The following is a 19,497-nucleotide window of genomic DNA, read 5'->3' as shown; positions in this document are numbered from 1 at the left end:
AGATAAAGGAGATTTTATGAACCGACATGCGGTCCAATTAATTAGTCGTGGGGCGATTACCAAAATTGGAAATATGCTTTATGATTATGGGAATAGTGTCTGGCTGGCCTCAATGGGGACTATAGGAAAGACGGTATTAGGAATCTATCAGATTTCTGAGTTAGTGACAGGGATTCTCGTCAATCCTTTTGGAGGAGTGATTTCAGACCGTTTTTCTCGTCGCAAGATTTTGATGACGACCGACTTGGTGTGTGGACTCCTTTGTTTGGCGATTTCTTTTATCAGAAATGATCGTTGGATGATTGTGGCACTGATTTTTGCCAATATTGTTCAGGCCATTGCCTTTGGTTTTTCTCGACCTGCTAATAAAGCCATTATTACAGAGGTGGTAGAAAAAGAAGAGATTGTAACCTATAATGCGCACTTGGAGTTGGTCTTACAGGTTGTTAGTGTCAGTTCACCTGTCTTTTCTTTCCTAGTTCTACAATTTGCCAGTCTCCATGCGACCCTCTTACTAGATGCGCTGACCTTTTTCATTGCCTTTGTCCTAGTGGCATTCCTTCCGAAAGAAGAAGCTAAGGTTCAAGAGAAGAAACAGTTTACGGGAAAAGATATTTTTTCTGATATCAAGGAGGGGTTAGACTATATCTGGCATCAGAAAGACATTTTCTTTCTCCTCTTGGTGGCTTCCGGCGTTAATTTCTTTTTTGCAGCTTTTGAGTTTTTACTTCCCTTTTCCAATCGACTTTACGGAGTCAAGGGGGCTTATGCGACTATTTTAACACTGGGAGCAATTGGGTCTATTCTAGGAGCACTTGTTGCCAATAAAATTGCATCAAGTATGAAAACTCTCCTGTTTTTACTGATTATGGCAGGGGGCGGAGTGTTCATGATGGGCTTGCCTCTTCCGCCTTATTTTTCCTTTTCGGGAAATCTGGTCTGTGAATTTTTTGTGACCATTTTCGACATCCACGTTTTTAGTCAAGTGCAAACAAAGGTGGAAGATGATTATCTGGGGAGAGTCTTGAGCACGATTTATACTTTGGCTGTTCTTTTTATGCCCATCGCCAAAGGTTTGATGACTTGGTTACCAAGTGTCCAAGTAGAATCCTTTCTCCTGATTGGAGCTGGAGTTATTCTCTTTTCACTCTTTGCTCAGCTAGTAGCTAAGCAGTTTCAATCAAAAGAACAGTAGGTATCCTTTTATAAAATTGCAATCTATTATTTTTCCCAAATAAGGGACAAAATGAAAACCTCTTTCATGAACTGATACAATAGTTTCAGAAAATGAAGGAGGTTTTTTTATGAAGCGACATGCAGTCCAATTAATTGCTCGTGGTGCAATCAATAGAATGGGAAATATGCTCTATGATTATGGGAACAGTGTCTGGCTGGCCTCGATGGGGACGGTAGGAAAGACAGTATTGGGGATTTATCAGATTTCTGAACTTGTTACCTCCATTCTAGTTAATCCATTTGGTGGCGTGATTTCAGACCGTTTTTCTCGTCGTAAGATTTTGATGACGACCGATTTGGTGTGTGGTCTCCTTTGTTTGGGCATTTCTTTTATCAGGAACGATCGTTGGATGATTGCGGCTCTGATTGTTGCCAATATTGTCCAGGCCATTGCCTTTGCTTTTTCTAGAACTGCCAATAAAGCCATTATTACAGAACTTGTAGAGAAAGACGAGATTGTGACTTATAATGCCCACTTGGAGTTGGTCTTACAGGTTATTGGTGTCAGTTCTCCCGTATTCTCTTTTCTTGTTTTACAATTTGCCAGTCTCCATGCGACCCTCTTACTGGATGCACTGACCTTTTTCATTGCTTTTGTACTGGTTGCTTTACTGCCGAAAGAAGAAGAAAAGGTTCAAGAAAAGAAAGGGTTTACGGGAAAAGATATTTTTTCTGATATCAAGGATGGACTGCACTACATCTGGCAGCAGAAAGAAATTTTCTTTCTCTTATTGGTGGCTTCCAGTGTCAATTTCTTCTTTGCTGCTTTTGAGTTTTTACTTCCCTTTTCGAACCGACTTTACGGAGTCAAGGGGGCTTATGCGACCATCTTAACCTTGGGGGCTATTGGCTCCATCATCGGAGCCTTGATTGCTAATAAATTTAAATCAAGCATGGAGATGCTTCTCTTCTTATTGATCTTAACAGGAGTAGGAGTATTCATGATGGGCTTGCCTCTTCCTCCTTTCCTTTCCTTTTCTGGCAATTTAGTCTGTGAACTCTTTATGACGATTTTTAATATCCACTTTTTTACCCAAGTGCAAACTAAGGTGGAAGGAGACTATCTAGGAAGGGTCTTAAGCACCATTTTTACCCTGGCCATTCTCTTTATGCCCATCGCTAAAGGCTTGATGGCCTGGTCGCCAAGCGTCCGCATGGAATCTTTCCTCCTGATTGGTGCTGGCGTCATTCTCTTTTCCTTCCTAGCCCAACTAGTAGCCAAGCAGCTACCATCAAAAAGTCATTAGATCAGCATGAAAAAAGCACCGACTGGTGCTTTTTTGATCTAGACAAACTGTTTTACAGAAAACAACCGAAGCGATGCTAAAAAATCAATCGGTGCTTTTGTTTTCGATTTGTTCGATTTTTTCTTCTTTATCACCTGACATCTTTTGTCCTAGTTGTTTTTTCGCGGCTTTTAACTCATGTTTTAATGAGAAATTTTTTGGAAGGCTGACTAAGAAAGTCACCAGCGAACCGAGAAGGACACAAACCAGAATCAAAATGATGAGAGGGAGTTTAAATTGGACCAGCAAAAAGTTCACAGTCACCGTTTGCATATTGGCCAAGGAAATAATCGCAATGAGCAGTACAGAAATCAGTAGTGCAACATATTGTAGTTTTCGTTTATTCATTTTGTCTCCCTATTTTTCTAATTCAGCCTTGCTTTTTACATCAGCGTATTCTTCTGCTTTTTCAAGGCTTAAGATATCATTGTATGTCGCTAGGACGATGTCTTGTCCATATTTTTTCTTTAGAGCTGTTGTCACCAAGCGATAGGCCAAATTGGCGTTGCGAGAGAGGATAGGACCGTGGAAGTAGCTACCAAAGACGTTTTTGTAATGAACGCCTTCGCACCCATCTTCTTTATTGTTCCCATTTCCGTAGACGACCTTGCCCAGCGGTTTTTCATCCTCTGCCAAGAAGGTCCGACCTTGGTGGTTCTCAAAACCATAGTAGGTTTCATTGAACTCTTCATTATGGATCTTGATGTCGCCAATATAGCGGTTGTTTTCTTGGTTGAGAGTGTAATGCCCCATAATACCAAGGCCCTCAATGCGTTTGCCAGAAGCTTCAATGTAGTATTGGCCTAGAAGCTGAAAGCCACCACAGATAGCAAGGACCACACCATCGTCATCAATAAATCGTTTGAGATCTTCTTTTTTATCAGGTAGATCTTCTGAGACAATAGTCTGTTCGTAGTCTTGGCCTCCACCGAAAAAGGCAATATCGTAGTCGTCTGGATCAAAGCGGTCTTTGAGAGAAACGATATCCACAGTGACATGAGCACCAAGCTTTTCCGCAACGTACTTGAGCATGAGGATATTTCCATTGTCCCCATAGGTATTCATCAAATTCCCATAAAGATGGGCAATTCTCAATTCGTATTGGTAGGTTTCCTGATCAGGGGATTGTAGTGAAGTATAAGTCATTAATTCATCTCCTTTTCAATCAGGTGTTCTTGGGCCAAAATCTCACGGAATTCAAGCATGGCCGTATAAGTGGCTAAGATATAGGCGTGAGGGGTTTCCTGTTGCTGGATGCGTTGGAAGACCTCTTTTAATTCAGCCATTTCTGTGATTTGATCAGCAGGGTAGCCAGTGACCCGAAGTCGCCGAGCAATCTCAGAGTGGCGCACCCCGCCAGCATTGATTTCTGGAATATCCATCTGGGTGATTTGCTCAAAGTCCGCATCCCAAATCCAGCTCGTGTCGATTCCGTCTGCATAATTCGCATTAAGGAGGACTGATAAGCTAAAGGAATAAGGTGCTAGTTTGATCATTTCAATGGCTTGGGTCGCACCAACTGGATTCTTAATCAGAACCAAGGTACATTCCTTATCCCCAATCTTAAAGGTTTCCTGACGACCAAAGACAGCGCGACTGCGATCAAATCCTTGCTTAATCACTTCAGGTTGCACTCCAAAGAATCCAGCAACGGAAACAGCAGCTAAGGCATTGTAGATGTTGTAGAGACCGCCGATATTGATGTGGTAGTCTTGGCCTTGAATCCGGAATTGGGAAGAGCGATGGGTTAAAGAAAGGAGGTCTGATACGGCATAAGTCAGAGGAGGTCTGTGGAAACCACAGTGCTCACAGATATAATCCCCAAGATTAGCATAGGTATTGAGCTTGTACTTGAGAATATTGTGGCAATGCGGACAGAGGATTCCTTCCGTATTGTAATGAGCTAGTTGTGGCTCTGATTTGTCAGTATCAAATCCATAATATTGGATCGGATTGGATAAGGTCTGACTATTAAAGAGCGGACTATCACCATTTAACAAGACTGTTGCAGTTGGGACCTTGTGAATGGCATCCAAAATCATTTGGTAGGTCGTATAGATCTCTCCGTAGCGGTCCATCTGGTCCCGGAAAATATTAGTGACCACAAAAAGGCTGGGCTTAATATAATCACAAATCCGAGAGAGGCTGGCCTCGTCAATTTCAAGTACCGCAATCGGTCGATTTGATTTCGAATGCTTAGCCCGTAAGAAGGTCGTTGTAATCCCAGAGATCATATTGGCCCCACTTGGATTGGTCAAAATAGGTCCAAAAGCTTCTTGGAGAATACCTACTGTTAGCGCAGTGGTCAGGGTTTTTCCATTTGTCCCTGTAATCACAACAATCTCATAGTTTTTTGCCAGTTGACTGAGAATATCTTTATCAAATTTGAGGGCTACTTTACCTGGTAGGGTTGATCCCCGCCCCATCTTTTCTAGAATAGAGCCGGAAAGCTTTCCTGCCAGAAGGCCCAAGGTTGTATTTATCTTCATAAATCATATTTTATCATAAAAAGCATCAGAAGGTTACAGAAAAATCTGTTGAAACGTGTTATAATAAGATGATGTCTTTTAGAGAAGTGGTAGGTATGAGAATATGAATATTCAACAGTTTTCAAATCCACAATTTTGGACCAGTTTGTTCCCGAATTGGTGGAGTGTTATTATCAATATCATCGATATTGCCCTGGTGGCTTGGTTGCTGTATTTTTTGATCAAGGCCATCGTCGGGACCAAAATCATGATTTTGGTTCGTGGGGTCATTATCTTTTTCTTGGTTCAGTTTTTGGCCAATTTCTTAGGTCTCACGACTATTTCTTGGCTGATCAATCAAGTGATTACCTACGGGGTTATCGCCCTGGTTGTGATTTTCTCCCCTGAGATTCGGATTGGCTTGGAGCGTCTGGGTCGGGCGACAGAGTTCTTTACGACGAGTGAAGTCAGTGAGGAAGAGAAAATGGTACAGGCCTATGTTAAGGCAGTGGCTTATATGAGCCCACGTAAGATTGGTGCCTTGGTAGCTATTCAAGGAGCCAGAACCCTTCAGGAATATATCTCCACAGGTATTCCTCTGGATGCAGATATTTCAGGAGAATTGCTGATTAATATCTTCATTCCTAATACTCCTTTGCACGATGGAGCGGTCATTGTCCGCAATGACAAAATCGCTGTTTCTTGTGCCTACCTGCCCTTGACGGAAAACACTGAGATTTCAAAAGAGTTTGGAACGCGTCACCGTGCAGCTATTGGCTTATCTGAAGTTTCTGATGCCTTTACCTTTGTGGTATCAGAAGAAACGGGTGGCATCTCTATGACCTACAACGGAACTTTTCGTCATGATTTAACTTTAGAAGAGTTTGAGACGGAATTGAGAGCCTTCTTGGTTCCTGAAGAGAATAAAACGATTAGTTGGAAAGAGCGTCTATTTGGGAGGGTAACAAAATGAGATCGAAAAAAGAATTTCTTTATGTTTTCGCCTCCGTCTTATTATCCTTTATCTTATTTATCAATGCGTCTTCCTTTAATTTTCAAAATAATAGTAGCGCTAGACAAGTGAGTTCAGAGACCTATACCAATACCTTGACCAATATTCCAATTGATGCTAAATATAATGACAAAAAATACTTTGTCAGTGGGTTGACGTCAGAGGTAACGGTCTTTCTTAAAGGTTCAAACCGGGTCGCACTTGCAAGTGAGATGCAACCGGGAACTCGGAAGTTTCGTGTGGTAGCGGATCTACGTAAGGTCAAGGAAGGCACCGTCGAAGTTCCGTTGATTGTAGAAGATCTTCCAGCTGGTTTAACAGCAACCGTAGAACCTCAGAAAGTTTCTGTAAAAATCGGTAAGAAAGCGAAAAAATCGTTTGCAGTTAGAGCCACGATCCCGGATAATCAAATTGTGGATGGAATTACGGTAACGGATATTTCTCTTGAAAAAACTAAGGTGGAAGTGACGAGTGATCAAGAAACCTTAAGTCGTATTGATCATGTCCAAGCAGTCTTCCCATCCAGTGAGATCATCAGTGGAAATTATAGCGGAACCATTTCCTTAAATGCAGTGGATGCTCAAGGAAATATTCTACCAGGCTTGGTTAATCCGAGTGAAACACGGATTCAAGTGACCACAAAGAGTAGCTCGTCTACGTCAAGCTCTAGCAGTTCGTCGTCGACCTCTTCCAGTTCAAGTAATTAGAAAGTAAAAAGGTAATCAAAAATGGGTAAATATTTTGGAACGGACGGTGTCCGTGGAGAAGCAAATGTAGAATTAACGCCAGAATTAGCCTTTAAGTTGGGTCGTTTCGGTGGTTATGTGTTGAGCCAACATGAAGAAGAAACACCTTTGGTGTTTGTTGGACGTGATACGCGTATTTCTGGTGAAATGCTGGAGCATGCTTTGATCGCTGGCCTCTTATCAGTTGGGATTCGCGTTTATAAGTTGGGTGTGATTGCAACGCCAGGTGTTGCCTATCTGGTTCGTACGGAAAAAGCCAGCGCCGGCGTTATGATTTCTGCTAGCCACAATCCAGCCTTGGACAATGGAATCAAATTCTTTGGTGGTGATGGTTTCAAATTGGATGATGATCGCGAGCTTGAAATTGAAGCCTTGCTTGATGCCGCTGAAGATATCCTTCCACGTCCAAGTGCGCAAGGTTTAGGAACAGTCATGGAATATCCGGAAGGCTTGCGTAAGTATCAAGAATTCCTTGTATCGACAGGAGTCCAACTCGAGGGCATGCACGTGGTCTTAGATACAGCAAATGGTGCAGCCTCTACCAGTGCTCGTCAAATCTTTGCAGATTTAGGAGCTCAATTGACCGTCATCGGTGAAAACCCAGATGGTTTGAACATCAATGATGGGGTTGGCTCTACTCACCCAGAGCACTTGCAAGAGAAAGTGAAAGAAGTAGGCGCAGCGATTGGTCTTGCCTTTGACGGAGATAGTGATCGCTTGATTGCAGTGGATGAAAATGGAGAAATCGTAGACGGGGATAAGATCATGTACATCATCGGTTCGTATCTTTCAAGCAAGGGCTTGCTCGAAAAAAATACGATCGTTACAACTGTTATGTCCAATCTCGGTTTCCACAAGGCATTAGATGCGAAGGGGATTCAAAAAGAAATCACAGCTGTTGGAGACCGTTATGTGGTCGAAGAAATGCGCAAATCTGGGTATAACCTTGGTGGGGAACAATCCGGTCACGTAGTGATCATGGATTACAACACGACTGGGGATGGCCAATTAACAGGCGTTCAATTGACTAAAATCATGCAAGAAACCGGTAAGAAATTATCTGAATTGGCTGCAGAAGTAACCATTTACCCACAAAAGCTTGTCAATATCCGGGTTGAAAATAGCATGAAAGACAAGGCGATGGAAGTGCCTGCTATTCGTGAAATCATTGAAAAAATGGAAGCGGAAATGGCAGGAAATGGTCGTATCCTTGTGCGTCCAAGTGGAACCGAACCCCTCCTTCGTGTGATGGCAGAAGCACCAACTCATGAAGAAGTAGACTACTATGTGGATACCATTGCTGCAGTTGTCCAGGCAGAAATTGGTCTTTAAATCTATAAAAAATAGCTCGCAAACGGGCGAGCAGAGGAGGAAATTATGAAACAGGTCCGTCAAATTGTATGGGCACTTGTCTTAGTGCTAACGATTCTATTCACAGCTGGTTTGACTAAAACCATTCAGGCCGCAGAAGTCTCGTCTTATACACAGACAGCAAGCTTAACGAAAGATGGCAATCCTTTAACGAATGGCAGCAAGGTGTTGACGAATGAAAAATTGTCAGCAAGCATTTCTTTGACCTTCCCTAATTCGCAAGCCATTCAAGCTGGTGATACTTTAACACTTAGCTTACCAAAAGAATTAACCCTCTACACAGCATTGGAATTCAATGTTCTTGAGGAAGGTCAATCAAATGGTCAAACTGTGGGGAAAGCTGTTGTTGATACAGGTAAGAAAACTGTGACCGTTACCTTTAATGATTATTTCGCATCTCATCCACTTAATAAACGAGTTGCCTTGCATTTTGATGTAAAAGTAGACTCCGAAGTGGTTACTAAAACATCCCCAATCCAGTTTAAACTAGGCAATACAGATTTTTCATTGAATTATGAAAAGACTGATGGAGAAGCTGGAGACTATGAGATGAAATATGGCTACCAAGATAAGTCTGATCCAACCATTATTAAATGGCGAATTATCTTAAATGCCCGCCAAGATATGCTTCGTGGAATGGTTATTAAAGACCAGTTCGGAGATGGTTTAACATTGGTTAAAGGTAGCTTGCGTGCCGTTCGGTTTGCTCCTGTAGAAGGTGGCATTAAGAATGAAGCGCAGATTTTAAGTCTTCCAGTTCTTGATAACTTTACTAAAAAAGCGGTCTTGGAAAAGAATGCAGATGGTCAAATCACTGGCTTTACCATTGATTTTGGAGATAACTACAACTGGCCAATGTATATTGAATATTCGACCAAAGTAGCTCCTGGTACAAAAGTAGGTGATCTTGTTCATAACACGCTCACATGGACAGCAACTAATTTCCCGGCACCACGTAGTTTAACCCGTGAAGTGAGATTAGAATCAGGATCTGGCGAAGGATTAGGTGAGAAAGAACAAACCCCACCGACACCTAGCACAACATCCTCGTCAAGTTCATCGTCTTCATCAAGTTCTAGATCTTCGTCAAGTTCTAGCTCTTCGTCAAGTTCATCGTCTTCATCAAGTTCATCGTCTTCATCAAGTTCTAGCTCTTCGTCAAGTTCTAGTACTTCATCAAGCTCATCATCAACTTCTGTCAAAGAAGAAGAAGCACCAAAACCTGGTAAGAAAAAAGTTCTTCCAAGTACAGGTGAGAAGATGACACCGGTTGTTCTTGTCATGGGTGTCTTACTGGCGGTTCTTTCTGTTAGTATTTTACGAGTAAGAAAAGATTCCTAAATCTATCCATAAGAGATCAGACGTTTGTCTGGTCTTTTTGTGTAGGCTCGATTTGAAAAATCCCCTATTTCGTGGTAAAATAGGGCTAATGAATTTATAGTAATCGAGGTATTAGCAGTGGCTTTTGGAGATAACGGAAAACGTAAAAAAACACCATTTGAAATGATCACGATGGTGGTTATTGTGATTATGTTGATTGTAACGGTTGGTGCAATCTTTGCAACCGCAATTGGTGCTCTTTCTTATTAAGACGCACGCAGAAATAAAGGAAATCATCTATTTATGAGTATGTTTTTAGATACAGCCAAGATTAAGGTCAAGGCTGGAAATGGCGGCGATGGCATGGTGGCCTTTCGCCGTGAAAAATATGTCCCTAATGGCGGACCTTGGGGTGGTGATGGAGGTCGTGGTGGCAATGTCATCTTCGTAGTAGACGAAGGCTTGCGCACCTTGATGGACTTCCGTTATAATCGGCATTTCAAAGCCCAAAATGGGGAAAAAGGAATGACCAAAGGGATGCACGGACGGGGAGCAGAAGATCTCTATGTACGAGTTCCCCAAGGAACGACCGTCCGAGATGCTGAGACTGGCAAGGTCATTACCGACTTGGTTGAAAATGGACAAGAGTATATTGTAGCGCACGGAGGCCGAGGAGGTCGCGGAAATATTCGTTTTGCCACTCCTAAAAATCCAGCACCAGAGATTTCTGAAAATGGAGAGCCTGGTCAGGAACGTGAATTAGAGTTAGAACTGAAGGTCTTGGCAGATGTTGGTTTGGTTGGCTTCCCTTCTGTTGGGAAATCGACCCTTCTCAGTGTTATCACTTCAGCCAAACCAAAAATTGGGGCTTATCATTTCACAACCATCGTTCCAAATTTGGGTATGGTTCGGACACCGTCAGGTGAATCCTTTGCCGTAGCAGACCTTCCTGGATTGATTGAAGGGGCCAGCCAAGGTGTCGGATTAGGAACCCAGTTCCTTCGTCACATTGAGCGCACCCGTGTTATCTTGCACGTCATCGATATGTCAGCCAGTGAAGGTCGCGACCCTTATGAAGATTATGTTCAAATCAATAAAGAGCTTGAAACCTATAATCTTCGCTTGATGGAACGTCCTCAGATTATCGTGGCGAATAAGATGGACATGCCGGAAAGCCAAGAAAATTTGAAAGAATTCAAGAAGAAATTGGCAGCTAATTACGATGAGTTTGATGAACTGCCACAGATCTTCCCGATCTCTAGTTTGGCTCATCAAGGTTTAGACAATTTGTTAGATGCAACGGCAGAATTGTTAGACAAAACACCAGAATTCCTCTTGTATTCAGAAGACGACATGGCCCAAGAAGAAGTCTACTATGGCTTTGATGAAGACCAGCCAGCCTTTGACATCAGTCGTGATGACGATGCCGCTTGGGTCTTGTCTGGTGAAAAACTTGAAAAACTCTTTAATATGACCAATTTCGATCGGGATGAAGCGGTCATGAAATTTGCTCGTCAATTGCGTGGAATGGGTGTTGATGAAGCTCTTCGTGCACGTGGGGCAAAAGATGGCGATATCGTCCGGATCGGTAAATTTGAATTTGAGTTTGTAGATTAAGGGTGGTCCCGAGCGGATCAAGGATTCCAAATAAGAAATGAGGCTTTTTCGGTGGGAGATAAACCAATATCTTTTCGAGATGAAAATGGAAATTTTGTTTCAGCAGCTGATGTTTGGAATGCTGAAAAATTAGAAGAACTATTTAATACGCTAAATCCAAAGCGCAAGTTGCGCCTACAAAGGGAAAAATTAGCAAAAGAAAACCAGCAGAAGTAAATAGACTTGGAGAATACTATGGCAAAAACAATTCATACAGATAAAGCACCTGCAGCAATTGGACCTTATGTTCAAGGGAAAATTGTAGGCAATCTTCTCTTTGCAAGCGGACAAGTTCCCTTGTCACCTGAAACAGGAGAAATCATTGGCGAAACTATCCAAGAACAAACAGAGCAAGTCTTAAAGAACATTGGGGCTATTTTGGAAGAGGCTGGGACAGACTTCGACCACGTGGTGAAAACCACTTGTTTCTTAAGTGATATGAATGACTTTGTACCTTTCAATGAGGTCTATAAAACAGTCTTTACCACAGAGTTTCCAGCTCGATCTGCTGTTGAAGTAGCACGCCTGCCACGTGATGTGAAGGTTGAAATTGAAGTTATTGCGGAAATCAAGGCCTAATAACCATTCAAAGACAAAAAGACAGAGTGGAAAGCAGGAAACTGTAGGCCACTCTGTTTTATTTTGGGAGGAGAAAATGACAGAAAGTAAGATTCAACTGGTCATGGTAACAGGGATGAGCGGTGCTGGCAAGACCGTCGCTATCCAATCGTTTGAGGATTTGGGTTACTTTACCATCGATAATATGCCACCGGCGCTCTTGCTGAAATTTATTGAGCTCATGCGTCATAGCCCGGATAACAATAAATTAGCCGTTGTTGTGGACATGCGGAGCCGTTCTTTTTTCAATGAAATTCGCACCATTTTGGATGAATTGGACAATCAAGAAGACCTCGATTTCAAGGTTTTGTTCTTGGATGCTACTGACAGTGAGTTGGTAGCACGATACAAGGAAACACGTCGTAGCCACCCACTAGCGGCAGATGGCCGTGTTTTAGATGGGATTACCTTAGAGCGAGAGCTCTTGTCTCCTTTGAAAAATATCAGTCAAAATGTGGTGGACACGACTGAATTGACGCCCCGTAATCTGAGAAAAACGATTGCAGAGCAATTTGCCAGTCAAGATAATCAGCCAGATTTTCGGGTTGAGGTCATGTCATTTGGTTTCAAATACGGCCTTCCGATCGATGCTGACCTCGTCTTTGACGTGCGTTTTCTTCCAAATCCCTACTATAAATTGGAACTTCGGAATTTAACCGGTCAAGATCCAGCTGTCTATGATTATGTCATGGATCACCCTGAATCAGAGGACTTTTACCGTCATCTCCATGACTTAATCGTTCCTATTTTACCGTCTTATAAACGAGAAGGTAAATCCGTTCTCACCATCGCTATGGGCTGTACTGGAGGTCAACACCGTTCAGTAGCCTTTGCAGAGCGCTTAGCGCATGATTTAGAAAAAAATTGGCAGGTCAATTGCAGTCATAGAGACAAGGACAGACGGAAAGAAACGGTGAATCGCTCATGAGAAAACCTAAAGTAACCGTTATTGGAGGAGGGACAGGGATTTCTGTTATTCTCGATAGTCTAAGAAAGAAACCGGTCGAGATCACTGCCATTGTAACTGTTGCAGATGATGGCGGTAGCTCAGGTGAATTGCGGAAGAACATCCAAAAATTGACGCCACCGGGTGACCTGCGAAATGTCTTGGTTGCCATGTCAGATATGCCTCGTTTTTATGAGAAGGTCTTTCAATACCGCTTTGCAGACGATGATGGGCCTTTGGCTGGCCACCCTTTAGGAAATTTGATCATTGCAGGGATTTCAGAGATGCAAGGCTCGACCTATAATGCCATGCAGTTGTTGACCAAGTTCTTTCATACAACCGGCAAGATCTATCCGTCGAGTGATAGTCCCTTGACCCTTCATGCCGTTTTTCAAGATGGAAAAGAAGTGGTAGGAGAAAGCCACATTGCCAACTACACTGGCATGATTGATCATGTTTATGTGACCAATACCTTTGATCAAGAGCGCCCAAAAGCTAGTAAGAAAGTGGTGGAAGCTATTCTTGAAAGTGATATGGTCGTCTTAGGTCCTGGTTCGCTCTTTACCTCGATCCTTCCTAATTTGATGATCGATGAGATTGGGAAAGCCATCCTTGAAACCAAGGCCCAAGTAGCTTATGTTTGTAACATCATGACTCAAAGAGGAGAAACCGAGCATTTCACAGATAGTGACCACGTTGCCGTGCTCCATAAACATTTGGGAGAGAAGTTCATTGATACCGTCCTTGTCAATATTAATCAGGTTCCCGCAGCTTACATGAACAGTAATAAATTTGATGAATACTTGGTGCAGGTAGAGCACGATTTTAAGGGGTTGCACTCGCAAGTTCCCCAAGTGATTTCTTCCGATTTCTTAAAGCTGGTCAATGGAGGAGCCTTTCATGATGGTGAAAAAGTGGTCGAAGAGTTGATGCAGATCGTGCAGGTGAGAAAATGAGTTTTACGGTTCGTGTCAAAGAAGAATTATTGTCTCTCAAGCGATTTGAAAAGAGTGAATTGGCTGCCATTATCAAGATGTCTGGGAGCCTCGGAATTTCAATGGGCGGCTTGACGCTCTCGGTGACAACCGAAAATGCCAAGATCGCTCGCCATATCTATGAGTTGTTGCATCATTTTTATGAAGCTAAGTCGGATATTCGTCACCACCAAAAAACCAATTTGAAAAAGAATCGTGTCTACACAGTATTCTTGGATGAAAAGGTGGAAGAAATTTTAGCTGACTTGCATTTGGCAGATGCCTTCTTTGGGATTGAGACAGGCATTGATGCTAGTGTTTTAGAAGATGAAGCAGCCAGTCGTGCTTATCTTCGAGGAGCTTTTTTGTCGAGTGGTTCGATAAAAGATCCTGAAAAAGGGAAGTACCAGCTGGAAATTCATTCTGTTTATACAGACCACGCGGAAGGAATTGCCCTTCTCATGCAAGGATTTTTACTAGATTCGAAAACCATCGAGCGTAAAAAAGGAGTGGTAACCTATTTGCAACGAGCGGAAGATATTATTGATTTTCTAATTGTCGTAGAGGCCATGCAAGCCATGCAGGAATTTGAGTCCATCAAGGTTATGAGAGAGACGCGCAATGACCTCAATCGGGCCAATAATGCCGAGATGGCCAATATCCAACGCACGGTCACAGCTAGTATGAAAACCATCAATAATATCAGTAAAATTGTGGATACGGTCGGTCTAGGGAGTTTACCAAGTGACTTGCAAGAAGTTGCCTATATTCGGATGAACCATCCAGATTATTCCATCCAGCAGATCGCTGATAGTTTGCAAAAACCTATTTCAAAAAGCGGCGTCAATCACCGCTTGCGTAAGATTAATAAAATCGCAGATGATTTAGATAAATAAAAAAGGCCAAAGGCCTTTTTTATTATAAACTGGTTGAGTGCGTTGGTTGGACTTTCTTATCTGGATAGATGTAGTTAATGGCATTGTTTACAGCTGTTGGAGCTTCCCCCAGACCTGTAGCGATGAGATCGATCTTTCCTTCATAGAAGCAGCAGTCTCCACAAGCATAAATTCCAGGAAGGCTAGTTTCTTGTTTTTGGTTGACCTTGATTTTATGGCGTTGCAATTCTACCCCCCATTCTTTCAGGTTTCCAATAGAAGATTTAAAGCCATAATTGACGAATAAGTGATCAATCGGAATGAGTTCTGTTTCATCGGATTTGACTTTTGTGATTTCAAGGTGAGTGGCATGACCATTTTCTCCAATCAAGCGACTTGGGACAAAGGGAGTTTTGATCTGCACTGAAGAATGTTTCAATTCCTCTACACTGTGTTCGAGGGCGCGGAAGTTATCTCTGCGGTGAATGATCGTAGTCGGAGCAATCTTATCAAAAGCAAGGGCCCAGTCTACCGCAGAGTCCCCTCCCCCAAGGACAGTTACCTGCTGTCCTTGGTATTGTTGGATATTTGAAACGTGGTAGTGAACATTGTCAAAGTCCTCAGCCCCTTCAATGTCAAGGGTGCGTGGCTTAAAGGCTCCACCGCCCATGGCAATCACAATTGCTTTTGACAGATGCTTTTGGCGAGAAGTAGTGATGGTGAAAATATCGCCCTCTTTTTGAATGTCTTCAACAGTTTCATTGAGGAAGATTGGAGTGTCAAATCCTTGTACTTGTTCGATCAAGCGGTTGCTCAATTCTTCCCCTGTTAAATTCGTAAATCCAGGGACATCGAGAATGGTTTTTTCTGGATAGAGGATGGCTGGTTGCCCTCCCAATTGTGGAAGGGAATCAATTAGTTTGACTTTTACTTGGCGCAAATTACCATAAAAAGCAGCAAAAAGACCAACTGGTCCGCCCCCAATGATGGTAATATCATAAATTTCTGACATGGTGTCTCCTTCAGGGTTTTCTTTGTTTCCATTGTAACATAAAATGGAAGGAATGAAAAAGTTGGAAAGCGCAAAAATGAATGGGGATCCTAAAAAATTATAAAAGATATTGACAGAATCTTTCAAGTGTGATAAAATAATTAAGATTTTAGGCTTGAAGGGAGTGAAAAACATGTCAAAAACAGTAGTACGTAAGAATGAATCTCTTGACGATGCTCTTCGTCGTTTCAAACGCGCGGTTACTAAAGCTGGTACTCTTCAAGAAACACGCAAACGTGAATTCTATGAAAAACCTTCTGTAAAACGTAAACGTAAATCAGAAGCAGCTCGTAAACGTAAAAAATTCTAATTGAATACAAGAACAGACTTCGGTCTGTTTTTTGTTTCTCTAGAAAAATAGAAGACAAAAAAGCCGACCTTCTTCTAGAAGATCGGATCTTTTTATCTAATTATTTGTTTGCAAGCAAGTCGCGGATTTCAGTAAGCAACTCTTCTTGAGTAGGAGCAGCAACTTCTTCTTCAGCAGCTTCTTCCTTTTTACCAAGTTTTTGAGCTTTTTCAGCAGCTTTCACTACGAAGAAAAGAACAGTACCAACAACAAGGAAGTTGATAACAGCGCTCAAGAAGCTACCGTATGCTACACCGTTCCATGACAAATGTGCAATATTTTCAACATGAGCAGCTTTCAAAGCTGGCTTCAAAATAAGTGGAGTAACGATATCGTTTACAAATGATGTAACGATAGCTCCAAATGCAGCTCCGATAATCACAGCAACAGCAAGGTCAACAACGTTCCCACGAAGGAGAAAAGCTTTCAAATCTTTTAACAAATCCTAAATATGTCCTTTCATAATAATTTTTTACTATGATAGTATAACGGAAAAATATTCGACTGACAAGAAATATGCATCATTTTTTTAAAATTAGTGATAAAGGTTGAAAATCTTTTCTTTTATGTGTGAAATCAGTAGGAAAAAATTTACTTTTACTAACTTTTAGTATAAAATATAAAGTGATAATCTATGGTAAAATGGAGGCACTGTTTATGGTTGATAAAGAGCTGATTGCAGAAATTAAAAACAGTGTAAACATTGTTGAAGTTATTGGAGAAGTTGTTTCTTTGACTAAGGCTGGGCGTAATTTTTTAGGGCTCTGTCCTTTTCATGGTGAAAAGACTCCTTCTTTTAATGTCGTTGAAGACAAGCAGTTTTACCATTGTTTCGGATGTGGTCGCTCGGGAGATGTCTTTAAATTTATTGAAGACTATCGGGGAGTTGCCTTTATGGATGCAGTCCAGATTGTAGCAGAAAAAGCAGGGATTGCGCTTCAGTATCAGGCAAGGCCTAGTCAACAAGTGCAAATCAATCCCAACCAAGAACTTTATGAGATTCATCAGGAAGCCAGTAAGTTCTACCAGGCGATTCTGATGACGACAAAGATGGGAGAAGAAGCGCGAAATTATTTGCATGAACGTGGACTGACGGATGAGGTCATCCGACATTTTCAATTGGGCTTAGCCCCAGCAGAAGGGAATTATCTCTATCGAAATCTCTCTGAGAAGTTCTCTGAAAAAGTGATTACCGATTCGGGGTTATTCACAATCTCAGATGCTGGAACAGTTTTTGATGCCTTTCAGGATCGGATTATGTTTCCTTTGACGGATGATAGCGGACGAGTCATTGCTTTTTCTGGTAGGTTATGGAAAACGATTGATGATGGGAGTCATCAAGCCAAGTACAAGAATAGTCGAAGTACCCGTCTATTTAATAAGAGTTATGAACTTTATCATTTGGATCAAGCTAAGACGAGCGCCAAAAAGCAACATGAAATGTATGTCATGGAAGGCTTTATGGATGTCATTGCGGCTTATCGAGCTGGGATTGAAAATGCAGTCGCCTCTATGGGAACAGCCTTGACACCAGAGCACGTCCAGCACTTGTCTCGTTTCGCTAAAAAAGTGATTCTGACCTATGATGGGGATAAGGCTGGACTTGAAGCGACAGCTAAGGCCTTGGAGGTTTTGCAGGATCTGGAGTTAGAGATCGTCCGTATCCCTGATCAGATGGATCCCGATGAGTACCTCAAAAAGACCTCCCCAGAAGATCTAGCTTCCCTCTTGAAGAATTCGCGGATCAGTAAGGTTGAATTCTTGATGCACTACTGGAAACCCCAGTATATTGAGAACTTGCAGTCACAGATTGAGTTTGTCGAGAAGCTGGCACCGATGATTGCTCAGACCCGCTCCATTACTGCGCAAAATACCTACATTTACAAACTGGCTGATTTATTGCCAGATTTTGATTATTTGCAGATTGAGCAGATTGTGAATAATAGTCGCTTGCATCAACGGCAAGAGGCCCAAACGAGTGGGCGCGCAAAAACGTCGAATTTTTCAGTAGATCTCTTGCCGAATCGTGGGATGACGCGCTTGATCAAGGCAGAAAATCATCTGTTGAGTAGGATGAAGGATTTTCCCATGGTGCTGAATGATTATCGATTACGACCAGATTTTTCCTTTGATACACCCGAGCTTCAGATCTTGTATCAATTACTCTGTCAAAATGGGGAAGTTAGTTCGCAGGATTTGTCCGAGCAAACTGAAGGGGTCCAGCATGCTTGGTATCGCATGTTAGAAGAAGATTTACCAGAAGAGATAGCGGATGGTGAACTCGAAGAAGTAGAAGCGACAAGAAGTCGTGAGCTCCTTCGCAAAGAAAGTCAACAAATTGGAAATAAAGTGAAAGAAGCTTCCTCAACTGGGGATGCGGAAACAGCTTTATTGGAACTCGAGCGTTTGATCGCTCAAAAAAGAAGAATGGAGTAGGAATGGCTAAAGAACAAAAAGATATTACAACATTGGACGTTCAAATTGCAGAATTTATTCGCAGCCACAAGCAAAGCGGAACTGCAACAGATGATGAAATTAATGACAAGTTGGTTATTCCTTTCACACTGGATGCCGACGGTATTGAAGATCTTTTGCAACGTATTCAAGATGCAGGAATTTCGATCACGGATAAAGATGGTAACCCAAGTGCGCGTGTGTTGAACAATGAAGAAGAGCCAGAATTGTCAGATGAGGAATTGCTTGGAAGCAACTCTGCCAAGGTCAACGACCCAGTGCGGATGTACTTGAAAGAAATTGGGGTTGTTCCTCTTTTGACCAATGAAGAAGAGCAAGAATTGGCTATCTTAGTAGAACAAGGTGATTTGGAAGCCAAACAACGTCTAGCAGAAGCTAACCTTCGTTTGGTTGTATCCATTGCGAAACGTTACGTTGGTCGTGGAATGCAATTTTTGGATTTGATCCAGGAAGGAAATATGGGCTTGATGAAGGCCGTTGATAAGTTTGACTATACCAAAGGGTTCAAGTTCTCTACCTATGCTACTTGGTGGATTCGTCAGGCTATCACTCGTGCCATTGCAGACCAAGCCCGTACCATTCGGATCCCTGTTCACATGGTAGAAACCATTAACAAGTTGGTTCGTGAACAACGTAATCTCTTGCAAGAATTGGGACAAGACCCAACGCCTGAACAAATCGCTGAACGCATGGATATGACGCCTGATAAGGTGCGCGAAATCTTGAAGATTGCCCAAGAGCCTGTTTCTTTGGAAACGCCAATCGGGGAAGAAGACGATAGCCATTTGGGAGATTTCATCGAAGATGAAGTGATTGAAAATCCAGTAGACTACACCACTCGTGTGGTTCTACGTGAACAATTAGATGAAGTCCTCGATACCCTGACAGACCGTGAAGAAAACGTCCTTCGTTTACGTTTCGGTTTGGATGATGGAAAAATGCGGACCTTGGAAGATGTGGGTAAAGTCTTCAACGTGACCCGTGAACGGATCCGTCAGATCGAAGCCAAAGCCCTCCGCAAACTTCGCCACCCAAGCAGAAGCAAACCATTGCGTGATTTTATTGAGGATTAAAAATGTCCGGGGGACATTTTTAACGGTCGCCAAGAAATGAA

Annotated in this window: 21 protein-coding genes; 16 read left to right on the top strand and 5 right to left on the bottom strand. The window is 42.3% G+C overall.

All coding sequences use genetic code 11. From position 1 onward, the window contains the following. The first annotated feature begins 16 nt into the window (after nt 1-16). Together ACVC7Q_RS03580 and ACVC7Q_RS03575 are read left to right on the top strand one after the other, a co-directional pair. Nucleotides 17-1,195, top strand: a complete 1,179-nt coding sequence (locus ACVC7Q_RS03580; RefSeq protein ID WP_447264862.1) for an MFS transporter — start codon at nt 17-19, stop codon at nt 1,193-1,195. Between the two features lie 109 nt (nt 1,196-1,304). Then, nucleotides 1,305-2,483, top strand: a complete 1,179-nt coding sequence (locus ACVC7Q_RS03575) for an MFS transporter (protein WP_447264861.1) — start codon at nt 1,305-1,307, stop codon at nt 2,481-2,483. An 84-nt stretch (nt 2,484-2,567) separates the two neighbouring features. On the opposite strand, the gene ACVC7Q_RS03570 is transcribed toward ACVC7Q_RS03575, so the two are convergent. The 3 genes from ACVC7Q_RS03570 to murT are packed head-to-tail and all read right to left on the bottom strand — an operon-like array spanning nt 2,568 to nt 5,011. Beyond that, complete coding sequence (locus tag ACVC7Q_RS03570; protein WP_447264860.1) at nt 2,568-2,870, bottom strand: LapA family protein; 303 nt, start codon at nt 2,868-2,870, stop codon at nt 2,568-2,570. A gap of 9 nt (nt 2,871-2,879) precedes the next feature. After that, nucleotides 2,880-3,668, bottom strand: a complete 789-nt coding sequence (gene gatD / locus ACVC7Q_RS03565; RefSeq protein ID WP_447264859.1) for a lipid II isoglutaminyl synthase subunit GatD — start codon at nt 3,666-3,668, stop codon at nt 2,880-2,882. After that, on the bottom strand, nt 3,668-5,011 hold the full coding sequence (gene murT / locus ACVC7Q_RS03560) for a lipid II isoglutaminyl synthase subunit MurT (RefSeq protein WP_447264858.1): 1,344 nt from the start codon (nt 5,009-5,011) through the stop codon (nt 3,668-3,670). Before murT ends, gatD begins: the two co-directional genes overlap by 1 nt. Before the next feature lie 103 nt (nt 5,012-5,114). Here murT and cdaA point away from each other — a divergent pair, with 103 nt between their 5' ends. From cdaA to whiA, 11 genes are all read left to right on the top strand, one after another. After that, a complete protein-coding gene (gene cdaA, locus ACVC7Q_RS03555; RefSeq protein WP_447264857.1) occupies nt 5,115-5,963 on the top strand; it encodes a diadenylate cyclase CdaA in 849 nt (282 codons plus the stop codon). After that, nucleotides 5,960-6,709, top strand: coding sequence for a CdaR family protein (locus ACVC7Q_RS03550; RefSeq protein WP_447264856.1), 750 nt, complete (start codon nt 5,960-5,962; stop codon nt 6,707-6,709). Before cdaA ends, ACVC7Q_RS03550 begins: the two co-directional genes overlap by 4 nt. Nucleotides 6,710-6,730: 21 nt before the next feature. After that, the gene (glmM, locus tag ACVC7Q_RS03545) at nt 6,731-8,080 is read left to right on the top strand and encodes a phosphoglucosamine mutase (RefSeq protein WP_447264855.1); all 1,350 of its coding nucleotides are present in this window, start codon (nt 6,731-6,733) and stop codon (nt 8,078-8,080) included. A gap of 45 nt (nt 8,081-8,125) precedes the next feature. Further along, nucleotides 8,126-9,460 carry an Ig-like domain-containing protein gene (locus tag ACVC7Q_RS03540; protein ID WP_447264854.1) on the top strand — a complete coding sequence of 445 codons (1,335 nt, stop codon included), beginning with the start codon at nt 8,126-8,128 and terminating at the stop codon, nt 9,458-9,460. A gap of 117 nt (nt 9,461-9,577) precedes the next feature. After that, on the top strand, nt 9,578-9,709 hold the full coding sequence (locus tag ACVC7Q_RS03535) for a DUF4044 domain-containing protein (RefSeq protein ID WP_003011566.1): 132 nt from the start codon (nt 9,578-9,580) through the stop codon (nt 9,707-9,709). 33 nt (nt 9,710-9,742) lie between these two features. Continuing rightward, on the top strand, nt 9,743-11,056 hold the full coding sequence (gene obgE / locus ACVC7Q_RS03530; RefSeq protein WP_013903339.1) for a GTPase ObgE: 1,314 nt from the start codon (nt 9,743-9,745) through the stop codon (nt 11,054-11,056). 51 nt (nt 11,057-11,107) lie between these two features. Then, nucleotides 11,108-11,272: a hypothetical protein gene (locus ACVC7Q_RS03525; protein ID WP_003006512.1), complete on the top strand. Its 165-nt coding sequence runs from the start codon at nt 11,108-11,110 to the stop codon at nt 11,270-11,272. Between the two features lie 18 nt (nt 11,273-11,290). After that, the gene (locus tag ACVC7Q_RS03520) at nt 11,291-11,674 is read left to right on the top strand and encodes a RidA family protein (RefSeq protein WP_003006514.1); all 384 of its coding nucleotides are present in this window, start codon (nt 11,291-11,293) and stop codon (nt 11,672-11,674) included. Between the two features lie 76 nt (nt 11,675-11,750). Next, a complete protein-coding gene (rapZ, locus tag ACVC7Q_RS03515) occupies nt 11,751-12,641 on the top strand; it encodes an RNase adapter RapZ (RefSeq protein ID WP_009732574.1) in 891 nt (296 codons plus the stop codon). After that, nucleotides 12,638-13,615 carry a YvcK family protein gene (locus ACVC7Q_RS03510; RefSeq protein ID WP_347089282.1) on the top strand — a complete coding sequence of 326 codons (978 nt, stop codon included), beginning with the start codon at nt 12,638-12,640 and terminating at the stop codon, nt 13,613-13,615. Before rapZ ends, ACVC7Q_RS03510 begins: the two co-directional genes overlap by 4 nt. Beyond that, complete coding sequence (gene whiA, locus ACVC7Q_RS03505) at nt 13,612-14,529, top strand: DNA-binding protein WhiA (RefSeq protein ID WP_447264853.1); 918 nt, start codon at nt 13,612-13,614, stop codon at nt 14,527-14,529. The genes ACVC7Q_RS03510 and whiA overlap by 4 nt, the downstream gene beginning before the upstream one ends. Nucleotides 14,530-14,551: 22 nt before the next feature. Here whiA and ACVC7Q_RS03500 read toward each other — a convergent pair whose 3' ends face one another. Next, on the bottom strand, nt 14,552-15,520 hold the full coding sequence (locus ACVC7Q_RS03500; protein ID WP_447264852.1) for an NAD(P)/FAD-dependent oxidoreductase: 969 nt from the start codon (nt 15,518-15,520) through the stop codon (nt 14,552-14,554). Nucleotides 15,521-15,692: 172 nt separating this feature from the next. On the opposite strand from ACVC7Q_RS03500, the gene rpsU reads away from it, so the two are divergent. Further along, entirely contained in the window at nt 15,693-15,869 is a 177-nt protein-coding gene (rpsU, locus tag ACVC7Q_RS03495) for a 30S ribosomal protein S21 (protein WP_000048054.1), read from the top strand. Between the two features lie 100 nt (nt 15,870-15,969). Here rpsU and mscL read toward each other — a convergent pair whose 3' ends face one another. Further along, a complete protein-coding gene (gene mscL, locus ACVC7Q_RS03490; protein WP_447264851.1) occupies nt 15,970-16,350 on the bottom strand; it encodes a large conductance mechanosensitive channel protein MscL in 381 nt (126 codons plus the stop codon). 215 nt (nt 16,351-16,565) lie between these two features. Here mscL and dnaG point away from each other — a divergent pair, with 215 nt between their 5' ends. Continuing rightward, nucleotides 16,566-18,344, top strand: a complete 1,779-nt coding sequence (gene dnaG / locus ACVC7Q_RS03485; RefSeq protein ID WP_447264850.1) for a DNA primase — start codon at nt 16,566-16,568, stop codon at nt 18,342-18,344. A gap of 2 nt (nt 18,345-18,346) precedes the next feature. After that, on the top strand, nt 18,347-19,456 hold the full coding sequence (gene rpoD / locus ACVC7Q_RS03480; RefSeq protein ID WP_285308018.1) for an RNA polymerase sigma factor RpoD: 1,110 nt from the start codon (nt 18,347-18,349) through the stop codon (nt 19,454-19,456). Nucleotides 19,457-19,497: the final 41 nt, after the last annotated feature.

The organism is Streptococcus sp. W151 (assembly GCF_053010205.1).
Note: the sequence above shows the minus strand (reverse complement) of the source record. Positions and strands in the feature narration are given on the sequence as shown.

What these genes read in the sequence shown, in the direction of transcription:
- whiA (WP_447264853.1), top strand. Translation starts at nt 13,612, where the DNA reads ATGAGTTTTACGGTTCGTGTCAAAGAAGAATTATTGTCTCTCAAGCGA.
- ACVC7Q_RS03520 (WP_003006514.1), top strand. Translation starts at nt 11,291, where the DNA reads ATGGCAAAAACAATTCATACAGATAAAGCACCTGCAGCAATTGGACCT.
- ACVC7Q_RS03540 (WP_447264854.1), top strand. Translation starts at nt 8,126, where the DNA reads ATGAAACAGGTCCGTCAAATTGTATGGGCACTTGTCTTAGTGCTAACG.
- ACVC7Q_RS03550 (WP_447264856.1), top strand. Translation starts at nt 5,960, where the DNA reads ATGAGATCGAAAAAAGAATTTCTTTATGTTTTCGCCTCCGTCTTATTA.
- ACVC7Q_RS03500 (WP_447264852.1), bottom strand. Translation starts at nt 15,520, where the DNA reads ATGTCAGAAATTTATGATATTACCATCATTGGGGGCGGACCAGTTGGT.
- rapZ (WP_009732574.1), top strand. Translation starts at nt 11,751, where the DNA reads ATGACAGAAAGTAAGATTCAACTGGTCATGGTAACAGGGATGAGCGGT.
- ACVC7Q_RS03570 (WP_447264860.1), bottom strand. Translation starts at nt 2,870, where the DNA reads ATGAATAAACGAAAACTACAATATGTTGCACTACTGATTTCTGTACTG.
- rpsU (WP_000048054.1), top strand. Translation starts at nt 15,693, where the DNA reads ATGTCAAAAACAGTAGTACGTAAGAATGAATCTCTTGACGATGCTCTT.
- ACVC7Q_RS03575 (WP_447264861.1), top strand. Translation starts at nt 1,305, where the DNA reads ATGAAGCGACATGCAGTCCAATTAATTGCTCGTGGTGCAATCAATAGA.
- ACVC7Q_RS03580 (WP_447264862.1), top strand. Translation starts at nt 17, where the DNA reads ATGAACCGACATGCGGTCCAATTAATTAGTCGTGGGGCGATTACCAAA.
- cdaA (WP_447264857.1), top strand. Translation starts at nt 5,115, where the DNA reads ATGAATATTCAACAGTTTTCAAATCCACAATTTTGGACCAGTTTGTTC.
- rpoD (WP_285308018.1), top strand. Translation starts at nt 18,347, where the DNA reads ATGGCTAAAGAACAAAAAGATATTACAACATTGGACGTTCAAATTGCA.
- dnaG (WP_447264850.1), top strand. Translation starts at nt 16,566, where the DNA reads ATGGTTGATAAAGAGCTGATTGCAGAAATTAAAAACAGTGTAAACATT.
- gatD (WP_447264859.1), bottom strand. Translation starts at nt 3,668, where the DNA reads ATGACTTATACTTCACTACAATCCCCTGATCAGGAAACCTACCAATAC.
- glmM (WP_447264855.1), top strand. Translation starts at nt 6,731, where the DNA reads ATGGGTAAATATTTTGGAACGGACGGTGTCCGTGGAGAAGCAAATGTA.
- murT (WP_447264858.1), bottom strand. Translation starts at nt 5,011, where the DNA reads ATGAAGATAAATACAACCTTGGGCCTTCTGGCAGGAAAGCTTTCCGGC.
- obgE (WP_013903339.1), top strand. Translation starts at nt 9,743, where the DNA reads ATGAGTATGTTTTTAGATACAGCCAAGATTAAGGTCAAGGCTGGAAAT.
- ACVC7Q_RS03510 (WP_347089282.1), top strand. Translation starts at nt 12,638, where the DNA reads ATGAGAAAACCTAAAGTAACCGTTATTGGAGGAGGGACAGGGATTTCT.